Source organism: Paenibacillus turicensis (genome assembly GCF_017873435.1).
Lineage (GTDB): Bacteria > Bacillota > Bacilli > Paenibacillales > Paenibacillaceae > Fontibacillus > Fontibacillus turicensis.
The window spans coordinates 79637-105577 of sequence record NZ_JAGGKG010000006.1 but is presented as its reverse complement, the minus strand read 5'-3'; the positions used below and the strand labels follow the sequence as shown (position 1 = coordinate 105577).

The 25941-nt window shown below is 41.7% G+C and carries 20 protein-coding genes; all 20 read left to right on the top strand.

Features of this window, described 5'->3' with window-relative positions; genetic code table 11:
* Positions 1-7: 7 nt before the first annotated feature.
* The 20 genes from J2Z32_RS08080 (at position 8) to J2Z32_RS07985 (ending at position 25940) form a co-directional block, all read left to right on the top strand.
* Positions 8-799 (top strand): Maf family protein, encoded by a 792-nt coding sequence (locus J2Z32_RS08080; RefSeq protein ID WP_210088653.1) that lies wholly within the window; start codon positions 8-10, stop codon positions 797-799.
* A gap of 323 nt (positions 800-1122) precedes the next feature.
* On the top strand, positions 1123-1533 hold the full coding sequence (locus J2Z32_RS08075) for a hypothetical protein (RefSeq protein ID WP_120463246.1): 411 nt from the start codon (positions 1123-1125) through the stop codon (positions 1531-1533).
* Between the two features lie 246 nt (positions 1534-1779).
* Positions 1780-2220, top strand: coding sequence for a hypothetical protein (locus J2Z32_RS08070; protein ID WP_210088652.1), 441 nt, complete (start codon positions 1780-1782; stop codon positions 2218-2220).
* 200 nt (positions 2221-2420) lie between these two features.
* Positions 2421-5915: a hypothetical protein gene (locus J2Z32_RS08065; RefSeq protein ID WP_210088651.1), complete on the top strand. Its 3495-nt coding sequence runs from the start codon at positions 2421-2423 to the stop codon at positions 5913-5915.
* Between the two features lie 176 nt (positions 5916-6091).
* A complete protein-coding gene (locus J2Z32_RS08060; RefSeq protein WP_245251300.1) occupies positions 6092-7681 on the top strand; it encodes a stalk domain-containing protein in 1590 nt (529 codons plus the stop codon).
* Positions 7682-7859: 178 nt separating this feature from the next.
* On the top strand, positions 7860-12872 hold the full coding sequence (locus tag J2Z32_RS08055; RefSeq protein WP_210088649.1) for a hypothetical protein: 5013 nt from the start codon (positions 7860-7862) through the stop codon (positions 12870-12872).
* 126 nt (positions 12873-12998) lie between these two features.
* Positions 12999-13313 (top strand): hypothetical protein, encoded by a 315-nt coding sequence (locus tag J2Z32_RS08050; protein ID WP_210088648.1) that lies wholly within the window; start codon positions 12999-13001, stop codon positions 13311-13313.
* A 310-nt stretch (positions 13314-13623) separates the two neighbouring features.
* A complete protein-coding gene (locus J2Z32_RS08045; protein WP_210088647.1) occupies positions 13624-14391 on the top strand; it encodes a hypothetical protein in 768 nt (255 codons plus the stop codon).
* The gene (locus J2Z32_RS08040; protein ID WP_120463239.1) at positions 14391-15287 is read left to right on the top strand and encodes a DNA adenine methylase; all 897 of its coding nucleotides are present in this window, start codon (positions 14391-14393) and stop codon (positions 15285-15287) included. Before J2Z32_RS08045 ends, J2Z32_RS08040 begins: the two co-directional genes overlap by 1 nt.
* Positions 15288-16150: 863 nt before the next feature.
* Positions 16151-16333, top strand: coding sequence for a hypothetical protein (locus J2Z32_RS08035; RefSeq protein WP_120463238.1), 183 nt, complete (start codon positions 16151-16153; stop codon positions 16331-16333).
* 60 nt (positions 16334-16393) lie between these two features.
* Entirely contained in the window at positions 16394-16615 is a 222-nt protein-coding gene (locus J2Z32_RS08030; RefSeq protein ID WP_120463237.1) for a DUF5348 domain-containing protein, read from the top strand.
* A 15-nt stretch (positions 16616-16630) separates the two neighbouring features.
* Complete coding sequence (locus tag J2Z32_RS08025) at positions 16631-17155, top strand: recombinase family protein (protein ID WP_210088646.1); 525 nt, start codon at positions 16631-16633, stop codon at positions 17153-17155.
* A gap of 37 nt (positions 17156-17192) precedes the next feature.
* Positions 17193-17843, top strand: coding sequence for a hypothetical protein (locus J2Z32_RS08020; RefSeq protein WP_210088645.1), 651 nt, complete (start codon positions 17193-17195; stop codon positions 17841-17843).
* Between the two features lie 34 nt (positions 17844-17877).
* Complete coding sequence (locus J2Z32_RS08015) at positions 17878-18606, top strand: HNH endonuclease family protein (protein ID WP_210088644.1); 729 nt, start codon at positions 17878-17880, stop codon at positions 18604-18606.
* Between the two features lie 1120 nt (positions 18607-19726).
* A complete protein-coding gene (locus J2Z32_RS08010) occupies positions 19727-20152 on the top strand; it encodes a hypothetical protein (RefSeq protein WP_210088643.1) in 426 nt (141 codons plus the stop codon).
* On the top strand, positions 20149-20979 hold the full coding sequence (locus J2Z32_RS08005) for a hypothetical protein (protein ID WP_127505890.1): 831 nt from the start codon (positions 20149-20151) through the stop codon (positions 20977-20979). Before J2Z32_RS08010 ends, J2Z32_RS08005 begins: the two co-directional genes overlap by 4 nt.
* A gap of 4 nt (positions 20980-20983) precedes the next feature.
* A complete protein-coding gene (locus tag J2Z32_RS08000; RefSeq protein WP_127505892.1) occupies positions 20984-21673 on the top strand; it encodes a hypothetical protein in 690 nt (229 codons plus the stop codon).
* Positions 21674-22977: 1304 nt separating this feature from the next.
* Positions 22978-23586, top strand: coding sequence for a hypothetical protein (locus J2Z32_RS07995; protein WP_210088642.1), 609 nt, complete (start codon positions 22978-22980; stop codon positions 23584-23586).
* Positions 23587-23664: 78 nt separating this feature from the next.
* Positions 23665-24255: a hypothetical protein gene (locus J2Z32_RS07990; protein WP_127505896.1), complete on the top strand. Its 591-nt coding sequence runs from the start codon at positions 23665-23667 to the stop codon at positions 24253-24255.
* Between the two features lie 20 nt (positions 24256-24275).
* Positions 24276-25940 carry a GLUG motif-containing protein gene (locus J2Z32_RS07985; protein WP_127505898.1) on the top strand — a complete coding sequence of 555 codons (1665 nt, stop codon included), beginning with the start codon at positions 24276-24278 and terminating at the stop codon, positions 25938-25940.
* The last annotated feature ends 1 nt before the right edge of the window (position 25941 follow it).

Sequence of the window (25941 nt, the reverse complement as noted above, 5' to 3'; positions counted from 1 at the left end):
ATATCTTTTGAACTCAAAAAATACAAGACCGATCATTCTTGCCTCTACTTCTCCAAGAAGAAGTCAACTCTTGTCCTGTCTAGAATTAAGCTTTACCGTAGTTCCTAGTCATGCTGATGAACAAGTACCAGAAAGCTTTACACCAGAACAAGTTGTACATGAATTGTCATCACGTAAGGCGGAATCAGTGTACACTTCACTTGAGTCAATGCACAGCGATGCTGTTATTATTGGAAGTGACACGATTGTTGTTCTAGATGACACCATCCTAGGTAAACCTCAAGATGTAGAGGAGGCAGCTAATATGCTTACTTCACTACAAGGCAGAAGTCACCAAGTATGGACTGGAGTTACGTGTCTAGATGGATCTACTGGTGAAAAGCATATCGCTCATTGTGTCACAACCGTTACGATGAAGTCTTTGTCTGAATCAGAAATTCAAGCTTATGCTAGCAGTAAAGAAGGGCTGGATAAGGCTGGGGGCTATGACACCACAATGCACCTTGGAGACATTGGTCAGTATCGTGTATTATCTCAGTCGCCAAGCGGACAGCCAGAGGTAATTGTGGGACATACTGTCAGTAAAGTAACGTTTAGACCTATGAGTGACGCGGAAATCGAAGCTTATGTAAAAACTGGTGAGCCACTCGATAAGGCAGGAAGTTACGGGGCACAGGGGTTGGGCGCTGTTTTTATTGAAAAAATTGAGGGTGATTTTTTCAGTATAATGGGGCTACCCTTAAACCTGTTGTACCAAATGCTCCTGAAATTTGGTATTAGTCCATTTCAAGAAAAATAGAGTTTTTCTAACGGAAGGTGCTAAAATTTTTAGCACCTTTTTCGTGGTATTCGACCTTATATACTTGGGTTTCATCTGAAGGACAAAATGTTAGCACATTTAAAAAGCTAAAGGAGAAATCCATAAGCTGTGTTTTATTTTGTAGAGAATTTGAAATTCGGATTTGGATACACTTGTACGATTTAAACAAGTACGCTAGAATACACAACAACTTTACAATACTTATATTTTATGGCGTGGGGGTTGGTCGACCACGAAATGCGACCTTATGTTGAAACTGAACTAACGCGTTTAAGAGAACATCAGAAGGACGGTGATTTCCAATGAAGCTCGAGCTAAAAGAAAAGTTGTTCACTCGCTTCCCTTGGTCGATACCAGACAAATCTGACACCATGAGTCCTTGGACACAATATACTTTTGAATGTGGGGACGGCTGGTATCAAATCCTCTGGGACATGTTCACTGAAATAGAAGAAGTCTATAAAAATAATGGAATCAAGATCAAACTAACTGTTGGGCAAATCAAACAAAAATTCGGAGAGTTGAGAGTTTATATTCACGATGCACTTCCCGAAGTCAATGAACTGATAGTTAAGTATCAAGAGATTTCGGTAAAGATATGCGAGGGATGTGGTATTGAGAGTAGCATTCAGCGGAGAGTGCATTACTGGACAACATTATGCGATGACTGTTACGATAAGCGGATTGAAGAAGCAAGAGTAGGATTAGGGTGAATGTCTAATATTATAGGTATTTTCGATGGCTTTTTACCATCCTTCGAAAGTGGGTAACGTTAATAAAGATCTGCAGAATGTATCGAGGAATTCGTAGGGTGACTCCCTTCTACATCACTGGCAAGGCTTCACACTAAGTGTGGGGCTTTGCTTTTTTTTTATTTAAGGTTTTTCTTTTCAAATCGACCTCATTCAAGCTAATGTATTAAAAACGATAACCGGACGTAATTTGGAGGAATGAGAATTGTGACAAATATTACGGGCTACTGGAGCCAAGGAGAAATCATTTATACACATATGGAGGAAGAGGGTATCGCTTTCTTTCCTAAAGGAACAGGATTATTAATTTGGTTCAACCCTTATGTAGAAATAATTGATACATTTCACTGGAGGCATCAGAATGAGAGAGTTTCACTTTTAGGCAAAAAGCAAATTACCTTTCGAGATGATGATCTTTCTGAGATCAAACCTTCTGATCTTAGTGTCGCTGACATTTTAATGAATATGGTCAAACGTAAGTCAATCAATAGCGGAACTGTAAAGGCACTTGAATTCCTAGAGCCAATAGGGTATTCATCTGAAAGTCGATTTGGTTTTATATGCAGGGATATATGGGGTATGGATCATTACAAAAGAAAGCAAGAAGTAATAATGAAATATGGTGAACTCCAGAAAAGTGAAAATTGAAATACACAATCAAGGCAGCTTAAATCCTCAAGCTGTCTTGATTTTTTTTGCACTTAACATACTGCGAGTGATTATTTCTTCAAAAAGAATTTTTAGGGACATGAAAATTCTCGATACTTCAACACCTGAAAGTCAACCAAAAACATATTAAGTAAGAACAATTTTTAAACAATGCAAACTAAAAGAACGGAGGGATACAGTTGAGTGAACCAGAATGGATCGAGGAGTATCTTATGGACATGGATGATGAAGATGCCGCCGCGCCTACCGAGATAAGCTTGAACGCTCTAGCGGCAATGGCACAGGACTTTGCAACTCTAACTGGACTTGATTCAAGTCAATTGCGACACCTTCTAATGGAAAGGGCATTACTGCCACTAGCCTTGAAGAAAGATTTGAACAACGATATAATCCTTTCTTTCAGCAATGAAGATGGCAAGTACAAAGCATTGGTATGTGAGCTATATCCGACTTTGGCTAAGTTAGTGGACAATGTAGATCATTCAAAGAATCGTCCATATTTACAGGAGCTTCTTACAGTTGCAATGTCATTAGTTGTTTGGAACGCAATCGAGAATAAAGTAAAGGCGAAGTCAATCGATACGAAGCAGTTTCAAGGAGTTACCCAACAAGTTTGTGACTCTACGGTTTATTTTGAAAACGAAGTCTTTCCGATCACCGACTTTGTAAGATCAGTTGCAGTAGAGCGCCGCTCCGTAGAGAAGGGTGATTTTGAAGTCATTTCAGATTTGCTTGGGGTATTGAAAGCCTTGAACACTGTCGGAACAGGAAACTCATCGGTTGTTTCTGAAATAGCTACTGAGCCAACACAGGATAAGCAAACCTATATCAAAGAGCTTGCGGCAAAAGGTTTCTTCCCAAAAGATAATAAGACGTCAGTAGCCGGGAAGACGGGTATTCATGACACTCTGATTGGCTTAATCAAGCTGTTCTATTCTGAGTCACCAGTAAGTAGTCTTGGCTTCAAGGATAAAGTGTACATGGTCAATCAATCCCTTTTGGAGTCCAAAGGAGTTAATCCAAAAGGAGTCGATATCTGGAACGCAGCAACGTACACTCTGGACGAAGATTTGATGTTCCGAGTATTCATCAAAGAAGACGATATTTCATTTACAGTTCTGATAAAGCTACCAGTAGGAGTCACCAATTTTGATTTCTCGAGAAAGTCCAGCGAATTGGACGCTATCCCGTTATTATTCAGCAACATGAATCCTTCAGCGGGAACCGTCTACTCCAGTTCCTTAATGAAACAACCGAGAGTCTGTAACTTAGGCTCAACGAGGAAAGTTACGGCAGCCTACGATTGTATCGAAATGGTTTTATCCAAGGACTTACTGGCATTCCGAAACGCAAATTGGTCTTTGCGGGATTACATTAGAGCTTGTCAGGGCGAACAGAACGCCTTTGCTTCATTCGATGATTTGTCTTTAGGTGAGAAGATCGTTGTCGGCGTCATGCCAGGAGCTTTGAAAGCCGAACGATTTGACTGTTCAGGAAAATACAATGTGAGCGGTATTGTAGGTGGAGGAGCCGGTTCAGGTAAGACCGCAATGTATGACAGCTTATTGGTGCAATCAGTTGCCTTACAGGGGGTTGAAGGTAACGGCGCTGTGGTTTTGATCGACCAAAAGGAAGAATGGGTTCCGATTTGGAGGAAGGTGTTTAACAGCTTAGGAGTACCGTTTTACGGTTTTGATGGAGAAGTCCTTAACTCTGCAGAATTGAAATGGGGCGACATCAAGCGAGGGGAAAGAGTAGTCGAGAATATTCCCTTTAAGGTCAATGCTTATATCGGGGGTATCCTTTTTGCCAGAGTGGTTTATCAAACGATTCAGGTTATTCTCAAGGAGACAGGCTGTTCTGACATTATCGAGTTTAATAAAGGCAATCACAATTACAAGGGAATCACAAGGCTTCCGCGCATCTTCTTTTTGGTCGATGAGCTGAATTCTCTTTATGCAAGCATCAAAGGTGATCCTGCAATTCCGCAGAGTGTTTACAAAGGATTGATTTTAGCAAGGTTGACCAGAACAAGCGGCTTCCACTGGTTATTAGGTGGTCAAGATCCGAGTAAGACGCTAATCGCCAGTGATGAGCGAAGCAACTATAACTACAATATCTTCGGCAAGATGGCAGACGAGCGCTATGAGTATTTCGGGGTCACTCAGAATCAAGCGGTTCAAGGCTATGAGAAGAAGCATGGTACCCTCGATAATCCGAGTCCAATCCTGAGCCAGGGGGTATTTTACGCGGGACCGAAAGGGAAAACGGATTTGGTTAAGAGTTTGTTTGTTTCGAAGGATGAACGTCTGGACGCAATCAGAGACTTAAATTCTTCACTTAGCGGCATGCAAGAATTGGACAAAATCGTAAGATTAGCTTTAGCTGAAGGTTATTTTGATGCATTTGAAGTTACATTAGGTAAGCCCAATAACATTGTGTATGTAACCCTTCGTAATTTAGGGGTTATCTCACAAAAGGAATTTGAATATTACACCGAACGTGTATTGAGCGGAAATAACAATGACACATCGGACGTACTTGATGATGCATTGAATGTGTATGAAGCCGATTTTGTTAAAAAGAGCCCAACCACGTCCAACGTAGTTGAGCAGAATCGCCCACTCGAGAAAACATATAGTAGGACGATTTTACCCGAAAGACGAGAAGAACCAGACAACGTCTTGCAATCGAAGAATGCTCGACGTGTAAATCTTAATCCCGTAGTCCATGACCCATACATCCCACCAAGAGAACAAAATGCTTTTTCAGCAACATATGATGCTCAGATTGATCCCGAGGTAAATCCATTTGAAGTATTCAAAGTTGAGAATCGGGAGAACCTCAATCCGATCTCATCTATGACGGCATTCAGAATGATGTCGGATATGCTTATGAAGCAGATTAAGCAAATGGTTGGAGATTTGAAAAGGATTGAAAGCTTTGAAGTCACTGGTAATGGTCTTATCATCAACGATGTTGCATTTAGACCGAGGTTCTCACAAGAAGTATTGAAATCTATGCCTTATGCAATAAGAGTTCAAGTTGAGAAGGGAAATGTCGTAGAGCTATTCCATTTCAAAAACATCTTTAGGTTCAAAAATTTAGTTTGTCTTCGAATTGATAATGCCCGGCTTGCAGAGGGTCGTGTGAGACGCGAAATTGGTTGGAGTCAGAGAAAGTCATGGTTCAAGCTATTCGATCGTTTCCGTTATCTCAGTGAGCTGTATATCGGTGGAGAGTTAATTGCAGATGAGGAGACGGCTAAGGAGTATGACAATCGTGGTCGCGGCGGATTCACGTTAACGGAAAAGTTGAGAAATGCATTCGGTCTTGGGGTAAATGTGGTTTCGTCCTCTCACATGGAACGTGTTTGGGATTCAAAGCCGGTAAGAGTCATGGGAAGTGCGGTAGGATGGACACTAGCCTTTAAAGGGGTAACGTTGGCAGCGAGTTTACTCGGTCCTTGGGGGATCGTTTTCGCAGGTCTTGCAGGTTATAAAGCCTATCAGGAACTAAGAAATCGCCAAGGACATAAACAAACTCAAGTACCAAAACACCTTCAAGGGAAAATGCCAATTCAACAACAAAGGCAAAGTCAGTGGCAATGGCAACAGCAACAGCAAACTCAGGACCCAAGATATCGCCAAGGGACAAAGCGAACTAGACGCTGACCTTGAACTGGCAGTATGACCTTGTCGAATAAAATTGACTTAGCTAATCGGTACATGAGCTTATGGATGATTGTTCAATTTATGCTATTGAAAATTCACTGAATTTCAGGACAAGTTCTCCAAGCAAATTTATAGTACATGTAAAGGAAAAACCAAACGTAAAGGAGGAACGACCAATGCCACCTTATGTAAATGAGGATACCAAGATCTACTCATCGACCGTATACACTAAGGGCAGCTCTAAACGGACTTTCAGTTTTGTCATCAAAGGTATGATAATAAGCGCAGCATTTCTTGCTGGTATAGCTTCAGGGGGGATTTCGGCTCTTGCAGCACCGACTCCCTCCATCCCTCCAACCATCGCCGCGCAACAAGTCCAAGTCAATTTCGAAGATGAGGCGACATTAATAGCCAATCTCAACATGGCGGTTAAAGCGATTAAGGAAGAGGGATGGACGATAGAGAGATTGACCAAGATCATGGATCAATTAACCTTGATTGAGGACAGGTTATTTGAAGGGAATATTTTCAAGGGCAAAGGGGAGTTGAGAAGCCCTCTGAAAACTGCTCTTGCCGAAACTGAAAAAGTGTTTACGGCTCATGGAGCTGATGGATTGTCTACCCTTCGCGAGAATGATGCTCCTGAAAGATTGTATCGAATGCAGGAAATGCTTGGAATGAAGTCCAACCGGAATAATGTTAATTTAGCGCCAGTTGGTCAAAAGAACGAGGTAAAGATCGCTTCAACAGTCAAGGACGAGGTAACAGTCTACATCGATGGTGTTAAGCAAAACTTCCCGCAGTCAGCAATCGTAAAGAATGGAAATACTCTTGTTCCCTTGAGAGGGGTATTTGAAGCGTTAAAAGCGGAAGTAAAATGGGATCAGCCAACTCAAACAGCTACAGCAACTAAAGGAAACACGACCATTAAACTCACGATTGGGCAATCAACAGCTTATGTTAATGGTAAAGCAGTACAACTGTCAGCTAAAGGTGAAGTCATTAATGGAGCGACAATGGTTCCACTTCGCTTTGTTAGCGAAGCCCTTGGGGGAGAAGTTAAATGGGACTCGAAAACAATGACAGCTTATATTGAAAGTGCAAAAGCATCTGATTCGGGTAAGCAACAGGCAGTTGACGGTATTTCTGTAAAGCACGGTAAACACACATACGCTAGTCGAAACCAGAGTGAGTACGATCAAGTAATGAAAATTGTTGAGAATGCGATAAAAGGTTATGACGAATCTGGTTTTGGAGGTGTATATCAGAAGTACTATTACGAATACCTCGATGGAGCTAGATGGTCAGGCGATAAATCGGATCGATCCGACCGAAATCGTGGCTTGTATGCTGCAGAGAATTCAATTGGCGATTTAATAAAGGCTGGAGTCAGTAAAGAAGAGATCGTAAAGGTCGACACAATAGCTTCGATAGCCTATGACTTATTACGAGGGGTACCAGACCCTAAAGATGGCTCTCCGAGATCCGCTTACGACGCCCTTGCACGTTCCCCTCGCATGACAGATTGCGATTCTGACAGTCAGGTGTTTTCAGCAGTATTTGACGCGATGGGCTATAACACGATGATTGGCTCCAGTCCAAATCATGCTCAGGTGTACGTTGAGATAGACGGTAATTGGTATTCAATCATATCTGGCTCGTTTTCTAACGCAGGAACTAGTACTGATATTTCAAAATTCCTGAAAGAAAACCCAGATAGGGGAATCCATACTCAGCCGACTTTCGGAGCTGTGATAAGCAGATAATAAGATCAGTATGAGGCGATGTCATCCACGACATCGTCTTTTTAATTTTGTGAAGATTTTTCAAGACCTAAGCCCAATTTCAAGAGTTGGCGGGACATCTAACTTATAGATACAAGCAAAAGACTGTCATCCAAAACAGTTGAGCAAAACAAGAACAGCAAAAGGGAGGAAATGAAGGATGAGAAGGATAGTTTCCAGCATGTTAGTCCTCGCCTTGCTTCTTTCGTTATTCGCGGCTTCAGCCTTTGCGAGTGAAGTTGAGCCTAACGAAGTTGTCCAGAGCGAAATTGGAACAGAAGGAGGAACACAGTCCGAAGCGGTCAATTCAGTCAATGAAGCCACCCTGACCGAAGAAGTGACCGATGATTTATCCAGTCAGTCCATTCAACCCAATGAGACCGCACAACCCGAAGAGACTATAACGAAAGTCTCTGCCGACAACACATCTCTAACAGTAACAGATGGTCTGCACGTTGTAGTTTATTACGATTCTGATCAAGGTACCTACATCCCCGAGTTCAATTTGGAATTATGGAATGTAGCCGAAGACAAATTGATTAGCAGCGCTGTAGGCAACAGCCAGAACTTCAGTAACGGCAAGTATAGCCTGATTTTCAATCACCCAGGCTACAAGCTTGGCGACCAGTTTGCTCTAATCCTAAGAAGTGCAGACGGTATCATCGAAGAGGTCAATTTCAATGGATACAGCTTGAAGGTAAACACCCACTTCAAATTCGGCATAGAGCCATTCGTTTATTATGAAGGGGTAAATGACGAGAAGGTTTTCCAATACCTGACCGCCACGAAGCTTAACCCCATCGAGGCTTCGCTTAAGACCAACGGGAAAAAGATTGGACTGCAGCTCCAATCCGAATCAGGTTCCCCTTTGAAGCAGTTACCAATCAACATCAAGCTTTTGGAGGGCAAAGGAACCTTAACCGCCAAGTCAGATGACAGTGGTATGGTATGGCTCGACAGCAACAAGCTAACTTGGAAATTCCTCGTTTCATCGGAAGGTAAGGTCGCCAAGGACGGTTCAAATGGCAAAGCCGAAATCGAGCTTCCTGCTACAGTTATAGCCAACACGCAGAAGAGCGTCCTGACTTTCCCGATCATATTTGAAAATCAGGTAACCAGCGGCACTATGAAGGTAAACTTCACGACCGATGCCAATACAGACCTGAGTAAAGCATGGTCAGAATTCGATATTGCTCTTTCCGATCCGAATGGGGTATCCAGTACTTTCTCTGCGAATCTGGACACTACGGAGATCGAAGGCATCGCAGACGGCAAATACAAGGCATCGATCACATCCAAGTATGCCGAGGTCAAGTTCAATTCCGATGCCCTTGTTACCCTGAGTGATGGTAAAGGGGGCATCGGGGGCATCGTTAAGCCGAAGCATCTCCTCGAAATTAGTAAGGACGGCAAATCATTCAACTTCTCTGTCATCAACGTTGAGAAGGTTGCGGACAAGCAATACAAAGGCACTAATCCAATCTCATTCGCGGTAACGCCGGGAGAATCGTTTATGATTAAGGATAACGATACAGGTAAAGTAGAGACAGTAGCCATCGACGCCAACTCCCCGATCACTAGAGTCGTTTTAGGCGCAGGAGTCGTATTTGGTGGTTCGGCAAGCACACCCCATACAGGTGATGACATTGTCTATTTAGTAATTGGTTTTATCCTGTCATTGAGTGTAGCGGCAGGATGCTTTGTTCTCTACAACAGAAAGCGTAAAAAATCGTCACCTAAGATTTCGGCATTGAGTATTATGCTGGCGGTCGCATTGGTAGCTCCGCTTTTTGCTCCTTCGGGGGTTCACGCAGCTTCTTCGGATGCAAACGTGGGAGGTACTCCACCTGCATCGGGCGGCGCTAATTCGACTACAGCGGCAGGTACGTTCCAAACCTCCGAGCGGATCGCTGTACTCCAGTTTGGTTTCATTCCGAACAAGGTAAAATCAGACGGTAAGGGGGTTCTGAATCCCGACTCGAAGAAGGCTGACCTCGAAGATCCGTTCAAGTTCAATTATGAAGACCTGTTGTTCTACATGGCTCCGAGCAAGACTTCGGACAACTTATTCCGTAAAGCTGGCTCAGGCTTAATCACCTTTGAGCGAGGAACTGGAGTATCGACTCTTTACGGGAATAACCCACTCTATCCTGACAGCCGTAAAGGTCAGAGCCATGTCGAGTTGATGAAGCGTACTTTGGATTACGCCGACAAAGCCATAGCCAAATCGAGCAACATCAACTACTTCGAGCAAATCATTGCCGATACGCTGTACAATATCGCTCCGAGCGATTCGAACCGTACTCTTTCCGGTGAAGGTAACGTGAAGGTGATTGGTGATTCCTTGAAAGGGATGATCGAAGCCTACATTCTCCGTCACGGTAGCCAAGATGCAGGAGAGCAGTTCGATGCCCAAGTTATTGGCAGTCTGATGTTCTCGGGGTATCTGGACTTGATCAAGTCAAAAGGAATCTTGAAAGGCGAGGACTACATCACTTTCGAACAAATGATGCGTGACAAGTTCAACAAGAATGAACTGATCTTCTTCGCCCAAACAGTTATCGGTATCTCGGTCAAGGATAGTCGTAGTGCTTATGATCGTGACTATGCCTTTATCTCGATGCACGATGCGACAGATTGGTATCTCTGGACAAGACAAAAAGCTCGTCCGACCGATTCCGTTCTGCAGGGGTTAACAGCAAATCGAGAATTTGAAGCTGTCTCGAAAGGTGGAGCGACTTCCGCCGATCAAGGTTCCCAATCTCCCTACAAGGAGAACGGTAACCTCCCGAATACGTTTAGAACGTATGCCCGAGACTTTTACGCCAGAACGTTGAAGCCAGTAAGTTCGGCAATTCCGATGTCATCGGACGCTTCGGTCAATGGATTCGGAGGTTGGGGTTATCAGCCTTGGGGTTATGGGGACGGAGAAGCTGCGAAAAAGCCTGCAATCACGGCTGAGTTGAACGTAACGGTAGTTGACAAAAACGGTAACCCAACAAAGGATTCGTTCACGGTTCCAGTCAATGGATGGTCAGAAGAAAGCCAGAAGTATTTAAGCGATTTGAAGTCAGCAAGTGATGTATTCATCGCAGGGGGTATGTCTGTAGAACATAGCGGCAAGACATATGACATTCTTCCAGACGAAAGAGCTAAATTTGAACTAATTGATATGAAGGACAAAGAAAATATCAATAAGCGTCAGCTAACGAAAGGAGCAACTGGAGAAGAAGGGACAATTTCCATTCCTACATCTGGTTCAGACCTTTGGGAAATTGAGCTTGGGTGGGATACTCCGCTTCCGATGGATCTGCATAAGTATTTAGGTGGAGATGACCCTGCGAACAGTTCTGTAACGGAGAACAAATATAACGGTTCAGATGCTTATTCAAATGCCAAGCTTACTTTGTTCGTGAAAGCTAATGAGGACTCAATTGAGCCAATCGCTTCGAACTACGATGTTCCTCAATGGAGACTTTCGAAGTATTGGGATAACATCTCAGATAAAGGCATCAACAAAGCGAAGTTCAATTTGTCTTTACCGATCAGCACGTTCACGAACCCTAAACTTAGTCCTTCTGGAAACACATTGTTTAGCTTAGTCGATCCGGACTTGAGCAGTACACCTTGGGCATTAAGCCGAGCCAAACTGTTTGACGATACACCGACCAAGAACATCTCTGTCTATAACCCGGCAGCTTCGTTCAACCTAGCTGGAGATCTGTTAGCCATTCGAGACAACAGTTCGGTAGCCAATATCAAGTTGGCTTCATGGTTGAACAATTTCAGTTTATTCGATGGAAGGGTCGCTTCAGCAAGTACAGGCGCAGCTGAGAATAAGCCAGTTGTATCAAAGTCACATGATTTTAAATATGGGGTAAAAAGCCCTTATTCCTCCTATACGTACAGCGAGACGAGATACAATTGGGTTTCAACACAGTATGGCGGCTATTTTGTTCCATACACTTGGTCGGGATCGGCAACCCCGTCGTATCTGACGGCAGACTATGAAACGAGCATTCGCTTTAACCGTTACATTCCGAAAGATAGCTCAGCTCCAAAAGCGATTACCGATGCTTCCGATTCAGCTAACGGTATGTTCTGGCAAGCTAATCAAGGCAAAGAAACCTTTAAAGTTAACCCAGAGGTTCTATACGCCTATGATGATGCGTCAGGAAACACAAGTGTAGCATTCGCCGCGGGCGACAAGTTAAGAGAAATTCGTCCAGTGAGCTACAATCTGGCTCAATTCGTTAATGTTGAGGTCAAACCAGAAGTAGTCGGCGCAAGTACGGCGACCGATGCAAATGCCAAAGCCCTAGCGAAGAATCTGAACGCTGGAGGTAAGCAGGTCATCTATAAGGGGTCAGCGATAACCACGAACTTTGAAGTGACGGGCGAATTGGAGTTGAAGACCTTTGCTCTGGACATTGGTTCTTCCGCACTTAAGAACGCTTGGAATCCATCCTCGGCTTATAGTACGGATGCCATCAATGAAACATACTTGAGCGAGTATGCAACCAAGGATGAGGCTACTGGTAGGTGGCAAGTAACCTTCGATGCGAATGGTAAACTGGTCATCGACAATAAGGAGCATGGTGGTCAATCTGCCAAGCTGACAGCAACAGAGTCGAGTAAAGCTATCAAGGAACACACATTGGAAGTGCGCGGCGGCAAATTGGTTGGGGTTGATGGCAATCGAAACTTAGACAGCCTTCCGCAAGAATTGAAGGACGCTCTCACTCGGATGCATATTCTCGGTAACGATAACATCTTCAGTTCCTTCGAGAGCGGCAACGGTGATAAGCTTACTGAGCAAGCTGTTGCAACCCTCGGTAATGCAGTGAGGGGTTCGAATGATTTGAAAGTTGGTTCTGGATGGTATGCAGAAGATACGACTACCTTGGTCATTCGTGTCTATACAACAACCTTCGAATTGCCGAGCCATATGTATGTCGACAAAATACCGATGGAGATTCCAGGGCTTGAGGTGTCTGGCGACAAGAATCAATTCTTCAGCAAGGGCTTCACTGGGCATACGAAGCTGAGCTACAAAGTTGGTCATGTCGGCATGGTGTTCGACAGCTCCAAGGGCGACTTCGGCGGTAAACGGTCGACAGACTTCATAGTGGGTAACACTTCGATAATGGACACGTTCAGTACAGTTCAATAAAGCTCTACCTTAATGGGAGGTGTCGAGAAATTGGCACCTTCTTTATATTTGGGGTTCAATTCACCTTCGTTTCAAGTTATAGTAGATACATTTATTTTCCTACCATTCTTGAAATGAGGTGATGTTATGGCTAAATTATCCGAGTTGTCGTTGTATGCCAGATTCAAGTGGGCGGTTCCGGTTGTTCCCACGGTTAAAAAGGATGAGGGGTTCTTCAGTGATCCGAAGCCTTGGGATTTTGAGGAGCTAGTACTGGAGCTGATTGAACAGATGTTTGTTGAAATCGAGGAGTTCTTTTCTAAGAAGAACATGCCAGTAGAAGTGGCAATTTACGAAATCAGGGAAGTCTTCGACCGGCTCCATGTCGAGATGTACAGTCCACATCAGGAAGTCTATATGATCGTGGAGAAGTACAAGAAGCTATCTGAAAACCTATTTTAACTTAGTGGAAGGTGTCGTGAAAATCGGCACTTTCTTTTTATGGGACGATTATTTTATAAACGCTCGATTGTTTAGTTCGATTTTAATGGGGTTCCTGTAGAAGATTATTACTAATCGTTTCAAGCAGGATAAGGTTCCTTTGATTCCCCGCCATCCCTCCAACCTTTGAATGGGATTCGCACAACTATTATTTACAAGCATTTGTATGGAGTTGGGACGACAAGGGGCTTACATAACTTAACTTCAACACATGATTCAAGAGTCAACAGCTTCTAAGTGATTCAAAATAAATCACTTGGAGGTAAGCGGTATGAATGAGAAAGATTCGTCGGTTTCAAATGAGGTTCAGAGCATTGATGAAAAGATTGAAGAGTTCAAAGGGAGTGCCGCCAAGGAAGCGGATTTCATTTGGGGCGTAGATGTATTTTATGGGTGGCAGTCAGCATCCGGTCGTGAAAAGAATGTAGTAGAAGTCACCTGTAAGCTGGACGGTCAAAAGTTCTATTATCTACTCGAAGACCTGCGAGACATCAAGCAGACGGATCTGGTAATAAAAAGCCTTGGCTCAATTGCACTCATCAAGCGTAGCTACGTTAAGCACTTTGTCGATGTTGCTGACGGAATGATCATGGAAAAGAAGCAGAAATTGATGGACTGTATCGATGTGTATGTTCCATTTGACTTGGGGTCATTGAATGCCCTGCAGCATTATCGACTTGTTTATCGGCACTTTCAGGAAAACCAGGAGAAGTTCCCTTCAAAGATCAGCAACACCTTCAATTCGGAGGAACATGAAGGAGCAATCCTTGATGTAGAGTACCCTGTCGACAAAGAAGGCGTTCTGACAATTGCGTTTTTGCGCGAAGACTTTAGGAGTCTGTTCAGTGTCAGGAATGACAATGAGTACAATCAAATTCTTGATGCTTTGCATACTCTTGGGGTTCTGATTCCGAATTCAGGCAAAAAGAAAAAGAAGTCGGAGGCATTCACATTTGAACGCACCTTGTCAAAAGGGGTTGAAGTGAAATTCTTTATGATTCGTATTGACCCATCTTTATTCAAGGGGGAACTGGCGTAATGGCAACTAGACCAGATCCGTTCCCGACCCTTGGCGGAAAATCGCAGATCATTGATCGAATGGTTGAGATTTTCCATTATTGCATTGAAGAGTATGGTTTGACAGGAGCAGTCGATTATTTCATGGGTGGTAATCGGCTTTTCCTCCACCTTGATTGTGACCAAATTAAGTTCAAACTGGCTAATGAGATCGATCGAGGGGTTGTCGCCTTTTTCAAATGTTTGCAAGACCCATACAAGACTGATCAACTAATCGATTCAATTTGGAAGCTGGCGGATTATGTTGATACTGAGGAGCGCTTTACAACTGCTTGTGAAATAAGGCTGGATGAGCAAACCGATGAAATTATCTCAGGCGCTTTGACGTATATCGTTACCATGCATAGCAGGGCAACAAATAGGCAGGATTTCTGCAAAGCAAACGTAGGAACCAAACTAATTCATTCTAGTCTGGACAAGTTGGTAGGTTTCGATGAAATCATTGGCGATGTTCAGATTTACTGTGGAGATTATAAAGAACAGTTCCATAAGTATAAGCATCGGGAAGACCTTCTTGTGTGGTTAGATCCCCCGTATCTGACTACGGAAGCTGTTGAGGGGAAGAGGGGTAATCGGAAGAAAACAAAAGCTACAAACGGTTATGTCCATCCGTTTACTAAAGAGGATCATGAATTAATGATCGACAACATAACGTCACCTGAATGTAAGAACAAGATTATTGTAAGTGGCTATAAAAATGATGCTTATAGGCGACTTGAGCAGAATGGGTTTTACAGGTATTTCGTTGGAACGGTTCACGTCCCGAGTTCAGGGATAGGTAAGATGATTGCCGAGTATATTTGGAGTAACATCAAGATTCCAGATTGGGTTCTTGACTGGACACATAATGCCGAGTAGAAGGATTGAACTTCCTCCATCCCTCCAACCTGTTGAACTCGAAATATGCTGATTCTGTTGAATTATCTTGATTTGTCACAATAATCCTTGAGAACGGCATAACGACAGCCTTATACCAGTAACGATCAGAAAACACTCTCGACCAGGCAATCTGTGCTGAGAGTGTTTTTCTTATGCCTAAAGGAACAAAATGGGCGTAATTTTTGCAATTACGAGAGCTGCAACTGACAGCATGTTGTCGCAAACCCTTCTATAAACACACTTTTTTGAGCAGAACACCATTCGAACTATCTCGAGGTATGCCTTAAAACACACTACGCTCCTTATTTGACGCGAATTTCTTGCAATTCGTGTCGAAAGCTGTCAGTAAGAACGATGAAGAAGGGATTTCGAGGGGATTCCATGTTCGGTTGAAGGAGTCGATGAAATTTTGAGTTAAGCAACATCAGTTCGATATTCTGTGATCCCGTTTTTCCGTAACTCCTGATTTTCTCCGAATGTAAACCTATTCCAGTATCGGTCGCCCTGCTCCTTTCTGCGGCGGCTTTTGCTCGGCGGTCAAAATCGGCTCTTATAGCCGCCCTCTCCCTCGGCAGGTCTATTCCCTTAGTTTTGCCTTTTCGGTCGCTTACAGGGGCTTTCAGCGCGTCCTGCTCGGTTGTCGCCCTGTCGCTCTGTAGGGGTTCTCGTTTTTCCAGTCGTACCAAGGGTTTTCGGGCTTTTTGGTTCTAAAAATTAACCCTAAAAAAGATCAAAAAACACTTGAATTAATCACTAAATGAAGCTATTATTGATACACGTTAAATAACTTAAATTTACTAAAAAAGTAAATTTAAGTAAAAATAATCGAGAGGATGATAAAGATGTTTATAGCTTTGATGGTTTTGGGGATTGTTTTGTTTCTGCCATTTGTACTTCTGAATTTGGAACTTGTGAAGATTGGTATTAACAGAGAAGTGCCGATTACTCATCGACACATTGCCGGATATGCACTGATCATTGAAGCGGCAGTGATTGGGATATTAGCCGTGATTTTAATCTTGTAATTTGCAACAGTGAACTTGAAGTTTGTAAAAGAACAAGATGGAACGAGAGGAGCGAACTTCATGGCAGACAAAATTCCTATGCAATATGATGCTGATGCAGATCGGTGGTATGTGATTCTCAATGATAAGAAATGCTGGATGCATTGCGGTGAAGGCTTTGAGCTTTACATTTGTGGTGATCAAGTTCCATGTCGGCTTGAGCTAGACCATGATTGGTATGTAGTCATTCAAGGCATCAGCTTCAATTTAAGAAAAGGGACTAAGTACATGGTTAATGTATAAGAGAGGGGTAAAAATATGGCACGACTTGCCTATATCCGCTGTCAACGCAAGCAGGAAATCGAAGAATTTGAGCAGCAAGCTCAGGCAGATGAAGTATTTATTGATTTGGCTAACGAATTCGGTGTTACTTTGAACAATTCGCTTGAAGTAATGCTCGAAAAGTTAGTCAGTGGTGATGAGGTTGTTGTTCGAGGGTTGAGTGAACTGGCAGATACCGTAGCCGAAATACGTTCATTAATGGCGACTTTGCGTGATATAGGTACTGAACTACATCTTCTGAACTCAGTCAGTACAGGTGTCCTTTCGGATGAAGGACTTAAGATCCTCACGTTAATAGATACTTTCATAAAAGAAAAGGAACAAATTCGGGAAAAGAAGAAGCGAAAAGGCAGACCTGTGCAACCTTACCCTCCCAACTTCCTTGAAGTATATAAGGGATATCGGAATAAGGAATATAACAGGCTGGAAGCAGCAAAGAAGTTACAAATTAGTGTTAATACATTTCGAGATTTGATTATTGTTTTTGAATTTAGGTTTTAATTTGGAAAGGAGAGAGTTGGAGGTGATAACTTTTAGTGTGAATCCGACAGAAGAGCGGATTGGAGATGCTGGAGTAAGGGTTGTACCTAGGAAGAAACCTGTAGCCCATTACAGTCGCTTTGAAAGTTTAGGAATAAGCGAAGGTTTTGTTAAAACGGTTGATGGATATTTGGATCAGCCCATAAAAGTAGGCGCATTTGGATATGGTGTTGAGAGAAATACAAAAATGGCTATTAGCAGTAAGGAGGTTCCGATTCTGACTGTTGATGAATTTAAAGCCGGTCGTAAAGGCGGGGTTTCAGAAGCGATTCTTAAGGTAAAGAACTTTTCTGATAATGACAACTGGCTTGAATCGTTAGACACTGATTACGAAGTAATCAAAGCTGTATTTAATTTGGTTGAAATCGAGATCTATAACCATAAGAAGAAGTGGTTGCACTTAGTTATAGAAGTTGCTTTAAGAACAGGTAGATCAAAAGATATTGACTATCTTGGGAGGTTGATTGAAGAATTCAACGATTTCAGTAAACTGCCTCTAGTATCGCAAGATAAAGAGTGCTTCAAGTCGTCTACCAACCCAAGTATGATTCAAAAAGTCATCTTCTACTTAGAGGAACACAGTTTAAGGGATTTAGTGGGGTATATCATTACAAATAAAAAGGCAGCTGATGCTGTTGGATTGTCTTGACGCTAATTGGCTCATAATCTAGGAGGGCGATAATATGAAATCTCTAACTATCCCCAAAATAATTAAAGGTAGAGCAATTGTTGGAGATGTTGTCATTGGTTTAGAAGATTGGGAGATAGATAAACACTGGCGTAAATGGGAAGCGTTTGGAGATGAAGATTGCACCGATATTCAGATCAAAGATGATTACACTGATAAGCAAATTGCACTAGCAAGTTTGCGTAAAAGCAAAAGGAAGCTTGTTAAAGGTGTTTATCATTCAACTTTCGAGGAGTATTCCCATATAGTTCATCGTTGTACAGGTGAAGCTGCTCATTACAATAATAGAGAATGTAGGTTAGAAGTCATTAGAGGGAGAATTTATTTAGTCAAATATGAAACAGGCGTAGCAAAGTTAGTATATTATGGTCGAAATTTCGTAAATACTTCTGGAGATTGGTTGAGACAAAATGCTCATCCCGCAAGTGATAAAAATTGTAATGCAGTGAAATACCCAAAGAACGAGTTGAGAACAAATGTGATGTACCTGAAAAGCCATCAAATAATTACAGCAATGTTTTTCGGTCAAAAAGCTATAGATTTAGCAATAGATGGAGTGAGTGAAAGAACTCATGATATTAACCACAGAAATCTTAACCCTGATGACAACAGACCAGAAAATTTAGAGATAGTTACTTTGGATGAGAATACGGAGCACAAAACGATAATGAGGAGAGTTTTGAAAGAAAAGATTCTGGTTTATATGAATAGGCACAATTTGTAATAAGCGTAGTCTTAAGTTTATTGAGAAACTGGTGGTGTAGTTGAAATATGGTAAGAAATTGTTCAATAGCACAATAGTTTAGCGAGACTCGTATACAGAGATCTCGCTATTTTTATGCCCTCAGGGGTATTGACCGAACTTTATCGGAAATTCTGGACTTTAATGCATCGCCACGAAGGATTTTTCGTGCTTCCTAATTGAAACTTAGATTTTTAAGATTAGATTAAGAACGGGGTATTTGAAGTGAGTTCCTGAGAAATAACTGAGTTAGTTTAGAAGAGCGAATCCACTTTTCATAAACAGTGAAGTTTGGTTATCCAACCGAACAGAAATTGAATAAATAAGCGAACGGGATTTAGAACAGCGAACAGAAATTTTATAAAAAGCGAAGTGGATTCAGAAGGAACGAACAGAAGCCTTATAAAGTGTCGAGCGAATATATTCAGCCGAATACAATTTTATAATAGATAGGAGCAGTCTAAAAGATAGGTGAGAAACGGATATGAAGTGATGAGTGGATTTAATTTTGCTTTCACATCAAATACCAGTTCTAATATCTGTTTAGACTACTCGTTCCCTAGATTATGTTTATAATCGAGGATTTAGTTTGTTTCTATCTGATCGGTATATTAGGTAGGTCGAAATAAAATATCATTCTGAGTTATACCTTATCATTCTGGGAAATTATACCTACCAACCCCTCGGAACACTGTTGATTTCTCGCCAGTTCAAATTTTATCCCTCTACCCCTCTATGACTTTATTTGCTTTCATTTGAACCGTATACAGCAAGAAAAATAATCAGTTGAGAAAATTCCGTTTGCTCACGAGATGGGATCAAATTCAGGAGTTGAAAATGAAGCAAAATTACAGTACTTACAAGCTCACTTTCTCAAAACTGACTTAAATTCAGTTTGTGTGTTCAGTTAAGCTCTGATTTTCCTCTCAGGCTCTAGGGTTTTTCGTTACAAAAGAAAATCAGAGGACTTACGTCAGCCCCATATGCGGGTAAATTAAGTAAGTCGGTATGGAATTAACGAAAGAGGTTCTGATTATGTCGTTTCATGTCGAGTTAGTCGAGAGCCAGGCAACATCATCACATAAAGAAAGGAATTGATCGAATGGATCAGCCAAAGAAAATGTTGTGGTGGCAGATAACTGAAGCTGTTTCAACAATCCAGAAAAGACTAAAGTCAAAAGAATTGAATGATGCGGATAAGATGTTAGAGCATATGAAATTGGACACTATTAATCACATTGTTCTTTTATTAGGAGAACTTAGCAATCTAAGTGAGAAGTCAAAACTAAGGTACGAGATGTGGATAAACAAAAGCACAGGCAAAAATTCTTCAAAACAGGCAGCGAAGTACGGCATAACGACTGACTCATTACGATCCAAGATCATTTACTTTGATAACAAACTCAGAGTTTTGGTTGGTGATCAGACTATTGCTTCAATTGTTTCTACTTCTTCTGCAGACGAGCTCATAGCCATAATGGATCAATTTATACAAAATGCCAAGGAGAGAAAGGACGTGTTTATGTGATCTTCCCGAAGAAGCTGGAGAATGCAATTATTACAGTTAAAAATAAACTGCCAGAGAGCGAACCCTTCTCAGATACAACGCAAATTCAACAAAGTAAATTGGATGCTCTGATGGAGATCGTGAACTTTGTAAAGCAGATGAATTACATTAAAAGACCGAGGGTAAAGGAGAAATTCTCCTTCTTCCTTCGATCCAAATATGATTATCAGGAAACAGCGACCCACTTCGGAACATCTCGTAATTCAATTGATGTTATGGTATCACGGGTTTCGCGGCAGCTGGAGTCACTTGTCGGTAAAGAGACCATCGACATGATACTTCAAGATAAGGTATCGGAGGCGTTAAGAGTATTCAGGTCAGGGATATTAAACGAATCAGCAAAGGGGTTTTTCTTGCCGGAAGCGGCAAAGTATTTGCCCGAACCCAAGTATCGAATGTTCAGTTCCCTAGAGGAGTGCAGTTCTGAGATTCGTTTTTTAAATGTTTTAACAGAACATGGAATGAAAAACACGATTGAGGAGTGTGATCAAGAGAAATTGGCTCATATTCTCTATCTCATTTCGGATAATTCTAAGAAAATGATTGAAGGCGTAAGCGATGATAAAGTTCTTCAGTCGTATTTTGAGAATGGGCACCATAGTCGCGAGAAAGTAGCTATTGAACGCGAAGCTCTATTGAAGTTATTTAATGGAGAATTCAGTATGACGGACATTGGTGAACATATAAGTAATAAATATCAAGTCGAGAAAGCACTCGATGAGGTACGGAGACAACACATATTCCATGATGCCGGTTCAGGGCTTGAGTTGGCTTCCAAGGAGGGGTAAGCACATGTACTTAAAGGCTATTCCCCTATACAAATTACCTGCTGATACTTCTGTTCATTTCCTCAAAACCGATCTTGAGCAAATGACAATTGATGAAATGAGTGAGTTAGCGGCATCTCCATATCGAGATGAGAACTGGGTAAGGCTTGCATATTCTGTTTCAATAACAGCCTTTCGTCCATATATTGATGAGAGCTTTGCAGGAATAGTGGAGAGGAAGTCAGCAGTCAGCCAATTCGATTATGGGGATTGCAATATAGTCAACGCGGTATCGGCTGTAAACTGCTTATATTTCGACACTTCTTACCGTTCCCCAGGAACATGCGATTGGTCACGCGAATTCAAATTCTTTTCAGGAGAACATTTCCTCGGAGGCATCGGGGTATATGCGGTTAACTTGTCTTCTGATAGCACTTCAGGTGACAAGCTACGATCAATTACCTCAATAGCAAGATACTGTCTCCAGAGTGGCAATCCTTTCAATCGCCTGCTCATAGCGGTTGTAAAGCCGGATAAATGGGAACTTGCTTTTGCTCAAGTGAAACTATTGCTTCCTCCAGTTGCAAAAACAAGATCCTGTAAAGTGACGACCACTTTGTTTTATGATCCGGTTGATTTCTTCCGAGCTATACTCAGCGGCAGAGAGGTAAAAGATACTTATCACGAACAACACAGGTCAAGGTTTAGCTTCTAGTAAGCAGACTTAGCATAATTTCGGAGTTTTATATTCTTTGGTGTACATTTTATAACCGTTCTTCTGCCTTGTACCAGGAATATGGGTTCATTAAAGAGTAGATGATTTCCCACGCAAATCACAATGAGGCGACAATTCTTGTATTATGTTTATTTCTGGCGAGTATGTTTCAATGGAATGCAACCGAGTATACTCATTAACACACATTAATTGCCGTATCTTCAAGTGCATCTCACCCTTCGGGGTATGACGCATTTATTTATTTTCATTTTAGTCATTTCTTTCATGGATAAAAATGAATTTTAGTCTGAGAGTCCATGAATTTCAGGAGTGGATAGCTGATCAATTTTATAGTAAGTGGAACCCGAATGTCGAATACCTACCCAGTTCAATATTTAGGTTCACTTCCCTTCATTGCCCATATGCAGTTCTCCTTAACTGCATATGGGTCTTAGATACTGAGGTTAATGGAGGGTTGAAAATATAAAAAGTGAAGGGATGATCAGGATGATGCAAAATGATAATGTTGTACAAAAAGGTTCAGAACTTAATGATGAGTTTAGTCGGATTTGGAGAATAAGATATCGCATCATTAGTTTCTGCTATGGATTTCGAGATGTGTTTAACGCTCTAACAGTTTTTTTTAACTATTCAGAGTCTAGGCGTTTTCATATTACTTCGTTTTATGAGTAATATATCAGATAAACAGACTTCTTTTATTGTGTTTGGCTTGATTGAGATCGCTTCTGTAGTTTTGACAATATTGTTCTACAGGAGTTTCAGATGGAACAAGAACAATTATGCTAGTTTAGATCCAAGCGCTGCAGAAGTATTCGTGAGAAAGGAGAAAATGCGTAAAGTAATATTGGATATATGTATCATAGCGGTTGCTATTCAGTCATTCCTTATTTTGATCTTGAAATCAATCTATTCATAGTGAAGATGGAGCTTATATTGACGAAGAATCCTCTCGTTTCCTGAGAGGATTTTTCTTTGAGCTTTTGTTAGGGATGCTTAATAGGGGGGTATGACGACTTTTATACTTTACGGAAAATTTGAAACTAGTCTCGAGTTCGAATGAATTTTAGGAGTGGATAGCTGATCAAATTTATTGTAAGTGGGAGTTGACTGGCGGGCTGGTTACTGGTTCGACAGTCAACTTCCAACCCTTCATCATCCTTTTTACTTGCCCATATGCAGCTCACTCCTTACTGTATATGGGATCTTTTTAGGAAGCTTCTAAAAGAACACTTCATCAATAGTTGCAATAGTAATTGATGATTGCTCTTGAAACACAAAGGATGATGGAGGGAACCAAATACAGATATGAAGGGATGATCAAGGTGAGCAATGATAAGGAACAGTATTCTGATCAAGATCAAAGTAAATCAAAGAAGAAAACGAGGATCAGTTTAATCATTGGAGTTGTTATTCTCATAGCGATTTTATTGATGATTTTTCGAAGTTGTTCTTCTGATCCCATAGCCCCAGCGGATCGCAATGATCCAGTTGCAAGACCAGGTGTAGGTGAAGTACTTGATGGCGAACTTCCGAATATGTCAGATGAGCAAATTAGAGAGTATCTAAAGAAAATACAGGATGCATCTAGATTTAAAACTCAGGTTAGTTCAGCAGGGACTATCAAATCAGGTAGCAGGACTTTGAACTTGTTGGTTCAAAACCACGAGGACAACTCGATTGATTGCTATATAGAGGTTTTTTACGAAGGAGAGGTTATTTACACATCACCTATTTTAAAGCCTAAGCAATTTATTAAGACAATTGAGCTATCCAGAGAATTACCAGAAGGTGCAACAAAGTTGATCCTTAGATACAACGGTATTTTTGAGGATAGGATTGTTAATGCAACGGATGTCGACATTCAGGCAGTAAGTATAACAAAGGAGGGGTAAGAATGGTTATTTGGTTCGATTCATCCTGAAAGTCCAAAGCGACCAGACGAACCTAATATAAAACAGGAGGCAGAATCGATGAAGAATTCAGTATTTAAAAAGCTAACAGTAAGTGCAATGTTGATGGCGATGCTATTAAGTTCAGCTGTTGCTTCGGCGGCAGACCAGACAGTTGATCCTGAAAGCGGATCGACCATTGATGTTTCGGGAACCGCTGATGTTACAACTATTGTGGTTACCGTACCGACAGGACTTGCTTTTGCAATCAATCCTAACTCTCCAGATCCTTTCACATCCGTTCCTGCAACGGTGATCAATGACACGTATGCTCCAATTGATTTTCAGGTGCTTGGCGTAGTTTCAGATCCAGGCACTTCTGTGAAGGTAGTTGATCCCTCTATGCATACGGACCAAGAATGGAAAGGCTTAGGCAAGAGTGCAACATCATCTCAAATCGCCCTCGGCATTAAGGGGATATCAAATGGGACAACTATTTGGTCGCCTGCCGAAGTTGACGGTGTTTCCCCATCATCTGTAGCAGGTACAATCAAACTTGATCCTAAAGGTACAGAAGACATTTTGGTTGAAGCAAAACATGGTAATGCATGGGGTTCGGCTCAGACTTTGAATTACAAACTTTACGTAAAAGTTGGACTGACTGAAAATTAAAATTTGGGAGTTAACGAATCGTGGCGGGAGTGTATATCCTGCCACATTTTACTTTGATTGAAAATTTGAATTGGATGGTGAAGAGAATGAAGTCCATTGCAAAGCTTCTCGTTATGTCAATGTTCAGTTTCATGGTAATTGCTTCGTTTACGCCAATGAAGTCTCAGGCAGCTCCAGTGGTTCCTTTAGGCTCGGGATCAGAAGGTGACCCATATGCGATCAGTTCAGTAAGTCATTTGGAATGGGTTGCAAATCAAGTTAACTCGGGCAACTCATTTGAAAATAAGTTTTTGGAGTTATCTCAGAATATTGATGCGTCAGGTTGGGAGGCTACCCCAATCGGAACCCAATCGAAAATGTTTTCTGGGACATTTGACGGTAAGAATCACAAGATTAGTAACTTAACGATCAATAAGTCTTCATCTGATTATGTTGGCTTATTCGGGGTTTTGAGTACATTAGCTACTCTTAAAAACGTAGGGATTGAAAATGCGAACATCTCAGGGAAGGATAACGTAGGAGCTCTAGTCGGGCGTACTCTTGGAGAGGTGAGAAATGCATACGTAACTGGGATTGTGTCAGGTGCTGATAAAATTGGCGGTTTAATCGGTGATAATAATGGCAGACTCTATGATTCATATTCAACAGCTACTGTCACGGGGAACAGATTTATTGGTGGATTGGTTGGAAATAATAGCGGGGGGCAAATTTATAATTCATATGCAACAGGGAGTGTATCAGGCAGCGAAAATATCGGTGGTTTGACGGGGTATAACTATTCAGACATTCGGAACTCCTATGCAACTGGAAATGTAACAGGGGGAATCCGTGTGGGCGGTTTTGTAGGAGCAAATGGCGGATTCATTTCTAACTCTTACGCTACAGGAAATCTTTCGGGAGAAGGTGAAATCGGCGGCTTTTCTGGTTTTAATTATGATGGATATGGAAGGATCACGTCATCTTATTGGAATTCAGACAGCGACATAAAAGAGAGTAACATTCCTCAAAATCCAAAGCTTGGAGTCGGCAGCGACAATGTTGTGACAATTGCAAAGACGGTTGTTGAAATGAAATCAGATGATTTTGCACAATTGTTAAATAGTAACCGAGGTGCATTAGAGGCTGAATGGTTACTTGCGAGTAACACCAATAACGGCTTCCCTACATTTTCATTGATGGGAAGCGGTGGGGATGAAGGTAATTCAGAATCTGAATCTGGTCGAGAGGTCGATATTATTGGTAACATTACACCAACAACTATAATTGTAACTGTACCGACAACACTTAGTTTCGCAATAAAACCCGATTCAGAAAATGATCCATTTATCAGTGCTCCATTCAGTATGGAAAACCAGAGCAATTCTCCTATTGAAGTTTCTTTCTTGGGGTTCCAATCCAAAGCTGGAACGTCTGCTAAGGTCGTAAATGTAGATAAATACGCCGAATGGAGTAAGCTCCCTATTTCGAAGTCTGAAACTGAAATTGCACTTGGCTTGAATACTGACGGGAAAACCATCTGGGCACCTGCAGAAACTACGGAGATGCCAAATACTGTGGTTGATACTATTATGATTGACCGGCTTGGAACCAAGGAATTCGAATTGGACGGCAAACACGGTATGGCATTTACTCAACCCAAAGTGTTTGGTTACACCATGTATATTAGGGTTGGTCTAGCAAGTTAAT

Coding starts and splice junctions, on each gene's coding strand:
- J2Z32_RS08075 (WP_120463246.1), top strand. CDS start 1,123: ATGAAGCTCGAGCTAAAAGAAAAGTTGTTCACTCGCTTCCCTTGGTCG.
- J2Z32_RS08060 (WP_245251300.1), top strand. CDS start 6,092: ATGCCACCTTATGTAAATGAGGATACCAAGATCTACTCATCGACCGTA.
- J2Z32_RS08055 (WP_210088649.1), top strand. CDS start 7,860: ATGAGAAGGATAGTTTCCAGCATGTTAGTCCTCGCCTTGCTTCTTTCG.
- J2Z32_RS08050 (WP_210088648.1), top strand. CDS start 12,999: ATGGCTAAATTATCCGAGTTGTCGTTGTATGCCAGATTCAAGTGGGCG.
- J2Z32_RS08045 (WP_210088647.1), top strand. CDS start 13,624: ATGAATGAGAAAGATTCGTCGGTTTCAAATGAGGTTCAGAGCATTGAT.
- J2Z32_RS08040 (WP_120463239.1), top strand. CDS start 14,391: ATGGCAACTAGACCAGATCCGTTCCCGACCCTTGGCGGAAAATCGCAG.
- J2Z32_RS08035 (WP_120463238.1), top strand. CDS start 16,151: ATGTTTATAGCTTTGATGGTTTTGGGGATTGTTTTGTTTCTGCCATTT.
- J2Z32_RS08030 (WP_120463237.1), top strand. CDS start 16,394: ATGGCAGACAAAATTCCTATGCAATATGATGCTGATGCAGATCGGTGG.
- J2Z32_RS08025 (WP_210088646.1), top strand. CDS start 16,631: ATGGCACGACTTGCCTATATCCGCTGTCAACGCAAGCAGGAAATCGAA.
- J2Z32_RS08015 (WP_210088644.1), top strand. CDS start 17,878: ATGAAATCTCTAACTATCCCCAAAATAATTAAAGGTAGAGCAATTGTT.
- J2Z32_RS08010 (WP_210088643.1), top strand. CDS start 19,727: ATGGATCAGCCAAAGAAAATGTTGTGGTGGCAGATAACTGAAGCTGTT.
- J2Z32_RS08000 (WP_127505892.1), top strand. CDS start 20,984: ATGTACTTAAAGGCTATTCCCCTATACAAATTACCTGCTGATACTTCT.
- J2Z32_RS07995 (WP_210088642.1), top strand. CDS start 22,978: ATGGAGGGAACCAAATACAGATATGAAGGGATGATCAAGGTGAGCAAT.
- J2Z32_RS07990 (WP_127505896.1), top strand. CDS start 23,665: ATGAAGAATTCAGTATTTAAAAAGCTAACAGTAAGTGCAATGTTGATG.